The organism is Bacillus sp. Nf3 (genome assembly GCF_003028545.1).
GTDB lineage: Bacteria > Bacillota > Bacilli > Bacillales > Bacillaceae > Bacillus > Bacillus safensis.
Genome location: NZ_PYUA01000007.1, coordinates 1 through 14,643, shown reverse-complemented (window position 1 = coordinate 14,643; position 14,643 = coordinate 1). Strand labels below are relative to the sequence as shown.

General features: G+C 41.9%; 14 protein-coding genes and 1 pseudogene. 12 read left to right on the top strand and 3 right to left on the bottom strand.

Features of this window, described 5'->3' with window-relative positions; genetic code table 11:
• Nucleotides 1-58 precede the first annotated feature (58 nt).
• The 9 genes and pseudogenes from C9414_RS16185 to C9414_RS16145 form a co-directional block, all read left to right on the top strand.
• Nucleotides 59-208: pseudogene (locus C9414_RS16185) on the top strand (gamma-type small acid-soluble spore protein); the annotation flags it as partial.
• 174 nt (nt 209-382) lie between these two features.
• A complete protein-coding gene (locus C9414_RS16180) occupies nt 383-643 on the top strand; it encodes a YgaB family protein (RefSeq protein WP_047204195.1) in 261 nt (86 codons plus the stop codon).
• A 147-nt stretch (nt 644-790) separates the two neighbouring features.
• Nucleotides 791-1,321 carry a nucleoside tri-diphosphate phosphatase gene (ntdP, locus tag C9414_RS16175; RefSeq protein ID WP_024425209.1) on the top strand — a complete coding sequence of 177 codons (531 nt, stop codon included), beginning with the start codon at nt 791-793 and terminating at the stop codon, nt 1,319-1,321.
• Nucleotides 1,322-1,416: 95 nt separating this feature from the next.
• A complete protein-coding gene (locus C9414_RS16170) occupies nt 1,417-3,159 on the top strand; it encodes an ABC transporter ATP-binding protein (protein WP_099663068.1) in 1,743 nt (580 codons plus the stop codon).
• A gap of 112 nt (nt 3,160-3,271) precedes the next feature.
• Nucleotides 3,272-4,294, top strand: coding sequence for an ABC transporter ATP-binding protein (locus C9414_RS16165; RefSeq protein WP_039177320.1), 1,023 nt, complete (start codon nt 3,272-3,274; stop codon nt 4,292-4,294).
• Nucleotides 4,263-5,240 (top strand): ABC transporter ATP-binding protein, encoded by a 978-nt coding sequence (locus tag C9414_RS16160; RefSeq protein ID WP_107164045.1) that lies wholly within the window; start codon nt 4,263-4,265, stop codon nt 5,238-5,240. The genes C9414_RS16165 and C9414_RS16160 overlap by 32 nt, the downstream gene beginning before the upstream one ends.
• Nucleotides 5,215-6,801 (top strand): ABC transporter substrate-binding protein, encoded by a 1,587-nt coding sequence (locus C9414_RS16155; protein ID WP_107164044.1) that lies wholly within the window; start codon nt 5,215-5,217, stop codon nt 6,799-6,801. The genes C9414_RS16160 and C9414_RS16155 overlap by 26 nt, the downstream gene beginning before the upstream one ends.
• 61 nt (nt 6,802-6,862) lie before the next feature.
• Complete coding sequence (locus tag C9414_RS16150; protein ID WP_107164107.1) at nt 6,863-7,864, top strand: ABC transporter permease; 1,002 nt, start codon at nt 6,863-6,865, stop codon at nt 7,862-7,864.
• Nucleotides 7,865-7,881: 17 nt separating this feature from the next.
• Nucleotides 7,882-8,778, top strand: a complete 897-nt coding sequence (locus tag C9414_RS16145) for an ABC transporter permease (protein WP_041087363.1) — start codon at nt 7,882-7,884, stop codon at nt 8,776-8,778.
• A gap of 228 nt (nt 8,779-9,006) precedes the next feature.
• On the opposite strand, the gene C9414_RS16140 is transcribed toward C9414_RS16145, so the two are convergent.
• Together C9414_RS16140 and C9414_RS16135 are read right to left on the bottom strand one after the other, a co-directional pair.
• Nucleotides 9,007-10,080: an FUSC family protein gene (locus C9414_RS16140; RefSeq protein ID WP_034284217.1), complete on the bottom strand. Its 1,074-nt coding sequence runs from the start codon at nt 10,078-10,080 to the stop codon at nt 9,007-9,009.
• A gap of 247 nt (nt 10,081-10,327) precedes the next feature.
• Nucleotides 10,328-11,623 carry a glutamate-1-semialdehyde 2,1-aminomutase gene (locus C9414_RS16135; RefSeq protein ID WP_039177331.1) on the bottom strand — a complete coding sequence of 432 codons (1,296 nt, stop codon included), beginning with the start codon at nt 11,621-11,623 and terminating at the stop codon, nt 10,328-10,330.
• A 129-nt stretch (nt 11,624-11,752) separates the two neighbouring features.
• Here C9414_RS16135 and bcp point away from each other — a divergent pair, with 129 nt between their 5' ends.
• Nucleotides 11,753-12,220 carry a thioredoxin-dependent thiol peroxidase gene (bcp, locus tag C9414_RS16130; protein WP_024425791.1) on the top strand — a complete coding sequence of 156 codons (468 nt, stop codon included), beginning with the start codon at nt 11,753-11,755 and terminating at the stop codon, nt 12,218-12,220.
• Nucleotides 12,221-12,377: 157 nt separating this feature from the next.
• Nucleotides 12,378-12,815, top strand: a complete 438-nt coding sequence (gene perR / locus C9414_RS16125) for a peroxide-responsive transcriptional repressor PerR (protein WP_003217782.1) — start codon at nt 12,378-12,380, stop codon at nt 12,813-12,815.
• A gap of 36 nt (nt 12,816-12,851) precedes the next feature.
• Here perR and C9414_RS16120 read toward each other — a convergent pair whose 3' ends face one another.
• Complete coding sequence (locus C9414_RS16120) at nt 12,852-13,199, bottom strand: YgzB family protein (protein WP_047203845.1); 348 nt, start codon at nt 13,197-13,199, stop codon at nt 12,852-12,854.
• A gap of 189 nt (nt 13,200-13,388) precedes the next feature.
• On the opposite strand from C9414_RS16120, the gene C9414_RS16115 reads away from it, so the two are divergent.
• Nucleotides 13,389-14,267: a nucleotidyltransferase-like protein gene (locus tag C9414_RS16115; RefSeq protein WP_107164043.1), complete on the top strand. Its 879-nt coding sequence runs from the start codon at nt 13,389-13,391 to the stop codon at nt 14,265-14,267.
• Nucleotides 14,268-14,643: the final 376 nt, after the last annotated feature.

Below are 14,643 nucleotides of genomic sequence, written 5' to 3'. Positions count from 1 at the left end.
TGTACACCTTCTGCACAAATTAATGTGCGTGGAGGTGATAATGATGGATCAACAACAAAACAAAACAAACGCACAACAAGTGAAGAAACAAAACCAAGCTGCTGCACAAGGTGGTCAATACGGCACTGAATTTGCTAGCGAGACTGACGCACAGCATGTAAAAAAATACAACCAAAAAGCTGAGCAAAACAAACAACAAAACAGCTAATCACTGAAACAAAGGAAAGCACTTCATATACGAATGAAGTGCTTTTCTTTTTGCCTCGCACCACCATCCGACAAAACCTGTAAAACCTCTACATAAACAGTCAAAGGATTTCCTCCTTCTTTCAAGAAATGGTATACATACAAAAAGTGGATTCGATGAAAAGGGAGGAGTTAGATGTCTGATTTCGATCAGCTTGTAAAAGAACAAATGCAGCTCATGGATCAGCTGCTCGACGTGCAGGGAGAACTCGATCTATGCTTAGAAACAGAAAAACAATTGCTGCAGGATGAAAAAAAAGAAGAGTGGCACAGGCTTTGTGTTCAGATCAAACAGAAACGTGAGGAACTGCAAAAAGTGCAAACCTTATTTACAAAACAGACAGAAGAGGTCATCAATTCATATAAACAGATGGAAAAGAGTTCTAGCGTGATGTAAATCAGTGTGCCGTTCAATTGGGTTGAATGGCTTTTTCATTTCATTTTTTAATGATGTAACGGTATAATATAATAGAGACATGTTTAGTTGGGAAATTAGGTCTTTGGACTGTTAGGTTTGTTTGTTATAGAAAGTAGGGGAGAAAATATGGGCTATCCCAAGGAAGGAGAAACCATCCAAATTCAAAGCTATAAACATAATGGCTTGATCCACAGGATTTGGAATGAAACCACCATTCTGAAAGCAACGGAATTGTGTATCATTGGTGCAAACGACCGTACAATGGTGACTGAATCCGACGGCCGTACTTGGATGACGAGAGAACCGGCTATTTGCTATTTCCATGCAAAACAATGGTTTAATGTAATTGGGATGCTTAGAGATGATGGGGTATATTATTACTGCAACATCAGCTCTCCTTTTGCGACAGATGATGAGGCAATTAAGTATATTGATTACGATTTAGACGTCAAAGTCTTTCCAGACATGACGTACAATATTTTGGATGAGGACGAATATGCAGATCATAAGAGGCAGATGAATTATCCAAAAGAAATCGATAGTATCTTAAGAGAGCATCTAAATACATTACTGCATTGGATTCACCAGCGGAAAGGTCCGTTTGCTCCTGAATTTGTGGATATGTGGTATGAACGTTTTTTACATTATACAAAATAAGCAAGAGCATCCAAAAACCTGTTTGGCTTTTTAGGCTAACAGGTTTTTGACTGCGTACGGATAAGAGGCACTGATAGATTGGGAAGGAGATTTACATGGGGGTCATTAAACGCTACATGGCTTTTGTAACACCGTATAAAAAACAGATTGCATTAACAATGGTCATCGGGATGATTAAATTCTCGATTCCGTTAACATTGCCTCTGCTTTTAAAGTATGTCATTGATGATGTCATTCAAGGCTCGGGGTCGCCTGAAGAAAAGACATCAACTCTACTGATCATAATGGGAATCATGCTCGTATTATTTTTAGTGATGAGGCCGCCTGTTGAATACTATAGACAATACTACGCGCAGTGGACAGGCAGTAAAGTATTGTTTGATATTCGGGAGAAGCTGTTCTCGCATATTCAAAAGCTAAGTCTTCGTTATTATGCCAACACGAGAACAGGAGAAATTATTTCAAGAGTGATCAACGATGTGGAGCAGACAAAAGAATTTGTCATCACAGGTCTCATGAACATTTGGCTGGATATGATGACCGTACTGATCGTGATCGCCATTATGTGTACACTGGATCTTAAGCTCACCATCGTGTCTGTCATTATTTTTCCGCTATATGCGTTTGCAGTTAAATATTTTTACGGACGGCTTCGTAAGCTGACAAAAGAGCGGTCACAGGCGCTGGCTGAAGTGCAAGGGCATTTGCACGAGCGTGTTCAAGGAATGCCGGTCATTCGCAGCTTTGCGATTGAAGAATATGAACAAGAGAATTTTCATGATGAAAACAAAAATTTCTTAAACAAAGCAATCAACCATACGAATTGGAACGCCAAAACATTTGCTGTCGTCAATACCATCACCGACATTGCGCCGCTGTTAATCATTGCATTTGCGGGCTACACAGTAATTAACGGATCGCTGTCGATCGGGACCATGATCGCCTTTGTCGGCTATATTGACCGGATGTACAATCCGATTCGCCGTCTCATTAACTCATCTACGACGTTAACCCAGTCCGTTGCGTCAATGGATCGGATCTTTGAGTTTATTGATGAGCCATATGAGGTCACAGACCGGCCGAATGCAAAAGAAGCCAATCATTTAAAAGGAGAGGTCGAGTTTAAAAATGTGTCGTTTCGTTATGAACACACGCAGGAAGAGATTCTGCACAATATCTCCTTAAAAGTAGAAAAAGGACAAACGGTTGCCCTTGTAGGAATGAGTGGCGGAGGAAAATCGACACTCGTCAGCTTAATTCCAAGGTTTTATGATGTCACAAACGGGTCACTTGAAATTGACGGCATTGATATCAAAGAGTACAAAGCAAGAAGTCTTCGAAATCAAGTCGGAATGGTGCTGCAGGATACATTCCTATTCAGTGACACGATTAAAGAAAATATTGCGGTTGGTGACCCTGAAGCACCTTTTGAAAAAATCGTGTCGGCTGCAAAAGCGGCAAATGCGCATGATTTTATTATGTCTCTTCCTGAAGGATATGACACGAAAGTAGGAGAACGGGGCGTAAAGCTGTCAGGCGGACAAAAACAGCGGATTTCGATTGCAAGGGTATTTCTAAAAAATCCACCGCTGTTGATTTTAGATGAAGCAACGTCTGCACTTGATTTAGAAAGTGAGCATTACATTCAAGAAGCGATGCAAAAGCTGGCGAAGGATCGCACAACTTTTATTGTCGCACACCGCTTATCAACCATTACACACGCTGACCAAATTGTGGTCATGGAACAAGGCGAAATAGTGGAAAAAGGAACACACGAAGAATTAATGAACCAAGACAGTCACTATCGTCATTTATTTACCATTCAAACATTAAATTAGTAGAAGCCTATCCGATTCTAGCGGATAGGCTTTTTTATGCTTGTCAAAAACATGACATATTTCCCAGCTTGTCTCAATACAATTTTAAAAAGTATGACGGGGTGGTGAATATGTGAAAGAACAAGACGTGCTGCTAGATGTCAAACAGCTGTCCATTGCGTTTCAGCAGAAAAAGCAAAAAGTGCCCATCGTCCATCACATATCGTTCTCGATACAAAAAGGGGAAACGTTAGGAATTGTGGGCGAATCTGGCTGCGGGAAAAGTATCACAAGCATGTCATTAATGGGTCTGAATCAGCAAACAGATACAACGGGCGAGGTTCATTTCGAAGGACAAAATCTGCTGTCACTTTCAGAGAAAGAGTGGCGAGAGATAAGAGGAAATGACATTTCGATGATTTTCCAAGAGCCCATGACCTCTCTGAACCCATTAATGACCATCGGCAAACAAATGACGGAAGCCCTTTTCACACATCAATCAATCGGTCAAAAAGAAGCAAAAGCGAAGGCGATTGATCTGCTTCAAACAGTTGGGTTGAAGCAAGCAGAATCGCTGCTGAAAAAATATCCACATGAATTATCAGGCGGTATGCGCCAGCGTGTGATGATTGCAATGGCAATGCTTTGTCACCCAAAGCTCATGATCGCTGATGAACCGACAACTGCACTTGATGTCACCATCCAAGCGCAAATCCTTCGTCTGCTCAAAAAGCTGAACGAAGAGATGGACACTGCTATTTTATTTATTACTCACGATCTAGGCGTGGTGCGGCAAATATGCCAGCGAGTCATGATTATGTATGCCGGTCGAATTGTAGAAGAAGGAACCGTTGACCGTATTTTTCAAAAACCTCTGCATCCCTACACGAAAGGTCTTTTCGCCTCAGTTCCATCGTTTAAAGAGAAAAAAGAAAAACTCATCTCTATTGCAGGTCATGTGCCTAAGCCAGGTGCCATCCGGTCCGGCTGTCAATTTGCACCACGCTGCCCATATCAAATGGCGCAATGTCTTGAAAAAGATCCAGCCTTACAATCTATTGAACAGAATCACCGCGTGGCATGTTTTCTAATGGAAGGAGGAGAAGACACTGAGTCACCCACTTTTGCAAGTGAATCAGCTGACAAAACGGTATGACACAGCTGCTTTTTTTTCTAAACATAAACAATTGACTTTGGCTTTAAATCAAGTCTCCTTTCACGTGAAGGAAGGAGAAACGCTTGGCATTGTTGGTGAATCAGGCTGCGGGAAATCAACACTTGGCAAAAGCTTGATGAGATTGACTGAACCGACGTCAGGCTCTATTCAATTAAAAGGGCAGGAGATCACCCTTCTGAAAGAACGAGACATGCGTTCCTTAAGAAAAGATATTCAAATGATCTTTCAAGATCCTTATGCTTCTTTAAATCCGAGAATGAAAATCAAAGATATTTTAGAGGAACCGCTGATTGTTCATCATCATGGGACGAAAGCAGAAAGACGGAAACGGGTTAAAGAGATGCTGCACATTGTTGGATTTGATCCTTCCTACGGGGAACGTTATGCGCACCAATTCAGCGGCGGACAAAGGCAGCGTATTGGCATTGCTAGAGCGCTCATTACGCACCCAAGTCTTGTCATTGCCGATGAACCAGTTTCGGCTTTAGATGTATCCGTTCAAGCGCAAATTTTGAATTTGATGCTTGAATTACAAAAGACGCTTTCTCTGACGTATCTATTTATTTCTCACGACCTTGGGGTTGTCAGATATATGAGCGACCGGATCGCCGTCATGTATGCTGGGCGCATTGTCGAGATGGGGCCTGCCGAAGAGGTGTTTCACAGCCCGCTTCATCCCTATACGTCGCTGCTTCTGAAATCCATTCCACATATGGATCACGTACTAGAGGCGCAAGATGTGGCAGCAGAAGAGATCACAATGACGGAACGCGGCGGCTGTCCTTTCTACAAAAGGTGTCCAAAAAGATGGGAGACATGCCTGAAAGCCGTTCCTGCTTTGTATGAGAAGGAACCGGGGCACGCAGCCGCGTGTTATTTATATCAAAAGGAGGAACACAATGAAGAAGACATGGTTATTCAGTAGTTTCATTTTTGTGCTGGCACTGGCGCTCTTTTTAGGGGGATGCTCGTCTTCACCGACATCGGAAGAAAAGGCAACAAAAGATACCCTCGTATTTGGCAGAGGGGGAGATTCCACTTCACTAGATCCAATCACAACGACAGAAGGCGAAACCTTCAAGGTCACAGAGAATATATTTGAAAAGCTTTTGAATTACGGTGAGAAAGACACGACCATCCATCCTGGCCTCGCAACAGAATGGGATGTTGCAAAGGACGGAAAATCATACACGTTCTACTTAAGAGAAGGTGTGAAATTTCATGATGGCTCAGACTTTAACGCAGAAGCAGTGAAATTCAATTTTGAACGCTGGATGAATGGAGACGCAGAAAAGTTTCCTTACTATGGGATGTTTGGCGGCTATAAAAAAGATAAAGGGCATGTCATTAAAGACATCATCGTCAAAGGCGAGCATGAAATTGAATTTCAGCTAAAGCGCCCGCAGGCGACATTTCTTAAAAACATTGCTATGTCACCATTTGGCATTGCCAGTCCAGCAGCCGTTGAAAAAAGCGGCGATTCATTTAGAGAAAATCCGGTGGGGACAGGACCATTCAAGTTTAAAGAGTGGAAGCAAAATGACCGCATCGTGTTAGAAAAAAATGAGGATTATTGGCAGAAGGATAAACCAAAACTGAATCAAATCATTTTCCGCTCCATTCCAGAAAACTCTGCTCGTTTAAATGCCCTTAAAACAGGCGAGATCGACTTAATGGATGGCGTGAATCCGTCAGATTTAGATGGCATTAAAACCGACAAAGCACTCCAGCTCATTGAAAGACCATCGATGAACGTAGGCTATATCGGACTGACCGTCACAAGAAAGCCGCTTGATAACAAGCTGGTTCGTCAGGCACTCAATTATGCGGTCGATAAAGAATCGATTATTGAGTCATTTTATGGCGGACTTGCTGAGCCAGCAAAAAACCCATTGCCGCCAGCTTTAGAAGGTTACAATGACGACATTGAGCCATATCCGTATGATCCAGAAAAAGCGAAAGAACTATTAAAAGAAGCGGGCTTCCCTGACGGCTTTCGCATCAAGCTTTGGGCAATGCCTGTACCACGTCCATACATGCCAGATGGGATGAAGGTAGCAGAAGTCATTCAGTCAAATTTTGAAAAAGTCGGCGTCAAAGCAGAAATTGTGACATATGATTGGGCGACCTATTTAGATAAAGCAAGTAAAGGGGAAGCAGATGTGTTCTTATTAGGCTGGACAGGGGACAATGGCGATCCTGATAATTTCATTTACACACTGCTGGACAAAGACAGCATTGGCGGTAACAACTATACATTCTTCGAAAACGATAAAATGCATGACATCCTCATTGAAGCGCAAACAGACACAGATCAAAAGAAACGAAATGAACTGTATAAAAAAGCGCAGGAAATCATTCATGATGAAGCGCCTTGGATTCCATTGGTGCATTCAATTCCAATGCTTGCCGCATCTAATGATTTAAAAGGCTACCAGCCGCATCCAACTGGATCAGAAGCTTTAACTGACGTGTATTTCGAATAAGCAAATAAGGGAGATCTTGTATCTCCCTTATTCAAACAAAGAAAAAGGCGGTGAAAGCTGTTTGTTTGCTTATTGTATGAAGCGGGCAGGAATGCTCATCCCAGTATTGATCGGAATGACATTGGTCGTGTTTTCAATTATTCGTTTTATACCTGGAAATCCAGCGCAGGTCATCTTAGGACAGCGGGCAACGAAAGAGGCAGTAGAACAATTAACGATCCAGCTCGGTTTAGATCAGCCATGGTACGTTCAATACGGTCATTATATGCTTGGCCTTTTAAAAGGGGATTTAGGGACTTCCATTCGAACAGGAGCGGCTATTGCCCAGGAAATGAAGCCTTACTTATTTGCGACGTTAGAATTAACCTTTTTTGCCATGGTGCTGGCGATTGTTGTGGGAGTGAATGCCGGAATCATCAGTGCCTGGTTTAAGCATTCTTTCTTTGATTATGCCGCGATGTTTATTGCACTCATCGGAGTGTCCATGCCGATTTTCTGGTTAGGCTTAATGGGGCAGTGGCTGTTCTCGATCGAATTAGGTGTTTTGCCGACAACGGGTCGAGAAAACGTAAGGAATCCAGTCGAATCGATTACGTATATTCATACACTGGACACGCTTTTGCATGGCCGGTTTGATCAATTCGTTGACAGCATCAAGCATTTGATCTTACCAAGTACAGCACTCGCCACAATCCCTGCAGCGATTATTGCGAGAATTACAAGGGCAAGTATGCTGGAAGTGCTTCATTCAGACTTTATTCGAACAGCAAAAGCAAAAGGAGTACGTTCATTCTTCATCATTTATCAGCATGGTCTGAAAAATGCGCTCATTCCGATCTTGACGATTATTGGTCTTCAGACAGGCCTTTTGCTTGGTGGAGCGATTTTAACAGAAACCATTTTTGCTTGGCCGGGGATTGGCCGGTATATATATGACGCCATCAGTTATCGTGATTACCCAGTCATTCAAACAGGCATTCTCGTCGTTGCGCTCATATTTGTCCTGATCAATTTCATTGTGGACATCTTGTATGCGGTTATTGATCCAAGGATTAAATATTAGGGAAGGAGAGTGACAATATGGAAGCACAAAAAGAGCTTGACTCACCTCAGCCAAAAGATGAACGCCCTCAATCATTGATTCTTGAATCAATGAAACAGTTCTTTCAGCATAAGCTGGCGGTCATTGGCAGTGTGATTGTCTTTTTATTTCTCATCCTAGCGATCTTTGCACCGCTCATTGCTCCTTATGGAATCAATGAACAATCACTTGGTGAGCGATTTAGTGCCCCCTCAGCTGCACACTGGTTTGGTACAGATGATTTCGGTAGAGATATCTTTTCAAGAGTTGTGCATGGAGCACGGATTTCCTTATGGGTCGGTTTCTTCTCGGTTCTCGGGTCTGTCATTTTAGGCACACTGCTTGGATTGATAGCTGGCTATGGCGGAAGAGTGCTAGATGCTGTGATCTCGAGATTGTTTGATATTTTACTTGCTTTTCCTAGCATTCTCTTAGCGATTGCTATTGTCTCCATCCTAGGCCCCTCCTTACAAAATGCCCTTATTGCCATTGCGATTATTAATGTCCCAACTTTTGGACGGCTCGTTCGTTCAAAAGTACTGAGTATTAAACAAGAAGAATACGTGCTGGCAGCAAAGGCGGTTGGGATGTCACACCGCCGCATCGTGCTGCGCCACATTCTGCCAAATAGTATGGTGCCGGTCATCGTACAGGCGACGCTAGCGATCGGAACGGCAATTATTGAGGCAGCGGCTTTAGGCTTTTTAGGATTGGGTGCACAGGCGCCAAGTCCAGAATGGGGAAAAATGCTCGCCGACGCGAGACCTTATCTCGTTCAAGCCCCTTGGACATTATTCTTCCCAGGGATAGCAATCATGCTGACTGTTCTAGGCTTTAACCTGATGGGGGATGGATTAAGAGATACACTAGATCCTAAAATGAAGAAAATAAAATAAGACCGATTCTCAGAATCGGTCTCAGCGCACTGACAAACCCTCACATTCGGTGTCAGTCCTGCGTGCCGGTGCTCACGAATACTCAATTCGCTCCGCTCCGGTACTCGTTCTTCCTAGACTGCAAAGGTTTTCAGGTCACTCTGAAAAGAAGACAAAGAGCTAAAATCAAGATCATTTTAGCTCTTTGTCAACAATTTAAGACCGATTCTAGGAATCGGTCTTTTCTGTTTATGCTTCTTTTTCTTCTGTCTCAATTTCACTATCTTTTGGGTGATACGTCTGGAAGCTTGTAATCAATGTATCTAAATGCTCTAATTCATCACGGTACTCAATGATGCTGGACATGACATTCAGCATATTGTAATCGAGTAAGTCGTTTTCTTGGTTTTGCTGATGCTGAATAAATGATTTCGTTAACGTCTCAAGGCGAAGAGAGCATTCATTTTGAAATTCATCGTCCTGCGGCTTCATTTTTCCGACGAATTTCATCAAGGTGCGCTCATGCCAATACAGTAAATAATCAATTTCATCCGTTAAGCTTTCCCTGAAATGCTCTGGCATCAAATGAATTTCATTTTCTAATTTATGAAGCTTTTTCAGTAAATACAGAGCACGATTTGATGTCATAATGGCCTGCCTGAACAAAACAAGCTTTCTTGATTTAACATACGTGGTTTTCTTTAAATAGCTTCGTTCTTCTTTGTATAACAAGTAAATGTGATCTAATTTGATCATGCGTTCTTTTATTTGATCGATGTCATCCTTTAAAGTGGAATGATCAGTAGACTGTCTGGAGCTCAGACGGATCCATTTTAAAATCTCCTCTGTATTTTCCATAATGTGATGAACAAGTTTTGTTTCATACTTTGGCGGCAGGAAGATTAAATTCACTAAAAAGGAAGAAAGTACTCCTAACACCACAGTAGCTGTTCGGATTAAGGCAAAGGAAAGGAAATGATCCCCTGCACTTTCTAAAATCGCGATGACGGTTACAAGTGCAATCGGAATCGTGTGTTCAATCTTCAGCTTTAAATTAATGGCGATGACCATGACGGCGGTTAAACCGATAATGACTGGTCCTGTGCCAAAAAGCAGACCGAACGTAATGGCAAGTGCTGCTCCAATAATATTGGCTTGCACTTGATCAACAATGGTTAAAAAAGATCGATAAATAGATGGCTGGATAGCAAATACAGCTGCAATTCCCGCGAAGACGGGCGTTGGCAACCCAAGCCATGTTGCCAGGTAAAGCGCGAGTACAATGGCAATACCAGTTTTTAAAATACGGGCTCCAAGTTTCATTGGTTTTGTCCCTGCATTCCTTTCTTTTCGATAATAGATGATCACTCGTCATTTATCATTCATATTTTGATGAAACAACTAAGTAATATACAGCGGTCTTCCGAAATATTCAAGTGATTTTTGAAAGTTCATGAAAACATCAAAAGAAGGTATTGAGAAGAAATGTAACAGATTCGCACGCTTTTGACAAACGAGAGCTGGTCAATAAAAAAACAGGCGCATGTTTTTACGCCTGTTTTGGACTTCATTATGATTGTTTCAGCTGTGCAAACGCATGATCTACTGCTTGCAGCGTCTCAGAAATATCTTTTTCAGTATGTGCGATCGTTAAGAACCAAGCCTCATATTTAGAAGGAGCGAGGTTAATGCCTTGCGCGAGCATTAATTTGAAGAAACGGGCAAACATTTCGCCATCCGTATTTTCAGCCTGCTCGTAGTTCACAATCGTTTCTGTTGTGAAATAAATTGTGAGAGCGCCTTTTAAGCGATTCACTGTAATATCTACTTGATGCTTTTTGGCATGGGCTAAAATGCCTTCTTCTAACATAGCGCCAAGCTGATCAAGACGTTCGTAAACGCCGTCTTCTTTTAAAACTTCCAAGCAGGCAATACCTGAAAGAATGGATGCAGGATTTCCTGCCATTGTGCCAGCTTGATAGGCTGGTCCAAGCGGAGCAACTTGTTCCATAATTTCTTTTTTACCGCCGTAAGCACCGATAGGAAGTCCGCCGCCAATAATTTTTCCTAATGCAGTAAGGTCAGGTTTTACTTGAAGCAAGTCCTGTGCACCGCCATACATAAAGCGGAAAGCCGTAATGACTTCATCATAAATCACCAGTGCGCCTTTTTCATGTGTGAGGTCATTGACCTGCTGCAGGAAACCGTCCTTAGGTTCCACGATGCCGAAGTTCCCGACAATTGGCTCGACAAGGACAGCAGCTACTTCATCGCCCCAGCGATCTAATGCTTCTTTATAGCTGTCAATATCATTAAATGGAACGGTAATGACTTCATTGGCGATACTCTTTGGTACACCCGCAGAATCAGGTGTTCCTAAAGTGGAAGGACCAGAGCCAGCTGCCACTAGCACAAGATCAGAGTGGCCATGATAGCATCCGGCAAACTTAATGATTTTTGTTCTGCCTGTATATGCGCGAGCCACTCGAATCGTTGTCATCACCGCTTCTGTACCTGAATTGACAAAACGAACTTTGTCCAAAGCAGGCATGGCTTCCTTCAGCATTTTAGCAAAAGTGACTTCATGCTTCGTTGGTGTTCCGTAAAGGACACCTGTTTCAGCCGCTTTCGTGATGGCTTTTGTAATATGCGGGTGGGCGTGTCCTGTAATAATTGGACCGTATGCTGCTAGATAGTCGATATAGCGGTTTCCGTCAACATCCCAAAAATAAGCGCCTTCTCCTCTTTCCATCGCAACGGGTGAACCGCCGCCTACTGCCTTATATGAACGAGACGGGCTGTTGACACCTCCAACAATGTGCTCCAGCGCCTCTTGATGTAATTTTTCTGATTCTGTGAATTTCATAAATAGCCTCCTATCTCAACGTATCACGTCGTCTATCATTATTTTAACATGCCGATGCAAGCGTCCTTAGTTGAATATCCTCTCAAAATTGGATAGGCTAATTAAAAAATAGGTTGGAGGGATTGTGTCATGACAATCGAAGTAGGGCAGCAAGTACCTGACATTGAATTAACCGGTGACAATGGGGAGAAAGTAAAGCTTTCTGATTTTAAAGGAAAACATATTGTTCTTTATTTCTATCCAAAAGATATGACACCAGGCTGTACAACAGAAGCATGTGATTTCCGCGACCGCCATCAAAGCTTTGCAGAACTAGATGCTGTCATTATCGGCGTAAGCCCAGACAGTCAGGACAAGCACCAAAAGTTTAAAGAAAAACATGATTTGCCGTTCCTGCTTCTTGTAGACGATGAACAGAAATTGTCTGAAGCCTTTGGCGTATGGAAGCTGAAAAAGAACTTTGGCAAAGAATATATGGGAATCGAGCGTTCAACGTTTCTTATTAATAAAGAAGGCACGCTTGTGAAAGAATGGCGAAAAGTAAAGGTAAAAGACCACGTAGAGGAAGCGCTTGAGGAATTGAAAGCTCACGCTTAATATCCTAACAGGATGAGATCGGCAGTCATGCCGGTCTTTTTTGTAAAGAAGAATAGGTAAAAAAGAGGATTGTAATTGACAAAGTTTCGGCTCTGGGGGTACACTATTTATAAAGATTACAATATAAGAATATTTTTGAAGAGAGGTGCATGATGAAATGGCTGCTCACGAACTAAAAGACGCTTTAGATGCTCTAAAAGAAACCGGTGTTCGAATTACTCCGCAGCGCCATGCCATCTTGGAGTTTCTCGTAAATTCTATGACTCACCCAACCGCAGACGATATATATAAAGCACTTGAAGGAAAATTTCCAAATATGAGTGTCGCAACGGTTTACAACAATTTACGAGTCTTCCGGGAATCTGGATTAGTAAAGGAATTAACGTATGGTGATTCCTCAAGCCGATTTGATTTTGCGACATCTGACCACTACCATGCGATTTGTGAAAACTGCGGAAAAATCGTGGACTTTCACTATCCTGGCCTTGATGAAGTTGAACAGCTTGCATCCCATGTGACGGGCTTTACAGTTAGTCATCATCGCTTGGAGATCTATGGAACTTGTCAAGAATGTGCGAAAAAAGAAAATCATTAATGAAAAAAGCTGACCGGTTAAATGGTCAGCTTATTTTTATGACTTTTTTCGATTGTAGGATTCATCAAACTCTTTACCTTCTAATGTTGGATCAAGTGTAAGCGGCTCCCTGCAATGCATGCACATGTCCACACGCCCAAGCACTTTTGTTTCCTTCTCACAGCCTGGACAAACGACACGTACTGCCTTCGTAGAAAGCATACCAATCCAAAAGTAAACGGCTGTACTTAATCCAATCGATAAGACGCCGAGCAGCATAAAGAAAGTAGACAGCCAGATCGATTCCTTGAAGAACACACCGATATACATGATCAGAAAGCCAACAAAAACCAAACTAAGTGCAAATGTTCTGATTTTATTAATCTTACTGGAGTATTTCGCCATCCCTAGTCCCCCTTATCTCCAATATAGCACATTTTACCTTTCCGTTTGAATTAGTTATAGAGTTTTGTGAATAAATTGCTTATAATGATTCAATGATCTTTTTTCATGTATTGAAGGAATTTTGATTCTATTAGGAGAAATACATAGCATTAGAGAAGAACTTTACACCCGAGTATTGGAGGAATCACTATGGAAAATCTTCTCCGTCCTATTTATCAAGAGAGAGCAAGCCATCCAGATACATTAGCTGTGATTATAGTAGAAAGAAGACATAAAGTATCTTCTGAGACGGATAACTTTGATGCAGCACTTTTAGTCATCGTAAAAGAAGCGGAAGAGCCGGTATTTATCAAACACTATGAATCCGATCACCAAACAGCTTCTTTAAACGTTGTCACAGGTGATCAACTGAAGGAATGGATTACCCTCGGTACTAACCGCCGAATCATCGATTGGATTTTGAATGGCAAAGTCCTGTTTGATCGAAATGAATATATCTTCAACTTAATTGATGAATTAAGTACTTTCCCGTTTTCAAACCGCAAGCTCAAAATCGGTTTAGAATATGGCAAGCTCATTCGCAGATATATAGAAGGAAAAGCATTTTTTGAGTCAAATCAATTCCTTGATGCATATAATTCCATTGTGCATGCCCTGCATCACTTAGCACGTATTGAAGTAATTGATAAAGGCTTCCACCCAGAAGTGACCGTTTGGAACCAAGTGCGTCATATGGAGCCGGAAGTATACAAACTTTATTCAGAACTGATTGAAAGCCATGAAAGTCTGCATAAGCGTTTGGAACTTTTATTTTTAGCAAATGATTTTTTGATCCATTCAAAAGCAGAAATTGGTGCCGCTCATTTACGTCATGTCATGGAACAGAAGGATATATGGCTTTTTGGTGAGCTTCTTGCACACCCTGATCTAAAGTATTTCACGCCTGACCTTAGCGTGATGATTGATTTCTTTGTGGAAAAAGGAATTGTTCAAGTGGATCCGATTGAGACAAAAGGACAAAAAATCTATCATCGAGGATATTTTGTGAAAAAAGATATTGACGCATGAATATTATGATGGTATATTATTAAACGTCGCTAACGAGCAACTGAGTTGCTTTGAAAGAAAAGCTGACAAAAAGAAATTCTAAAAAACACTTGACGCACACGGCGCTCAAATGTTATATTAAGAAAGTCGCCTCTGAGCGATAACGAACATGATCTTTGAAAACTAAACAAGACAAAACGTACCTGTTAATTCGAGTTTTTATAAAAAAATCCTATGATACTTCATAGGTAGTCAGTCAAACGCTGACGAGGCAGGAAATGATCACATGCTAAGTTCGCTACATCGTGTAGCAACGCATGTGTGATATGCATCCTGCATACCTCGGAGAGTTTGATCCTGGCTCAGGACGAACGCTGGCGGCGTGCCTAATACATGC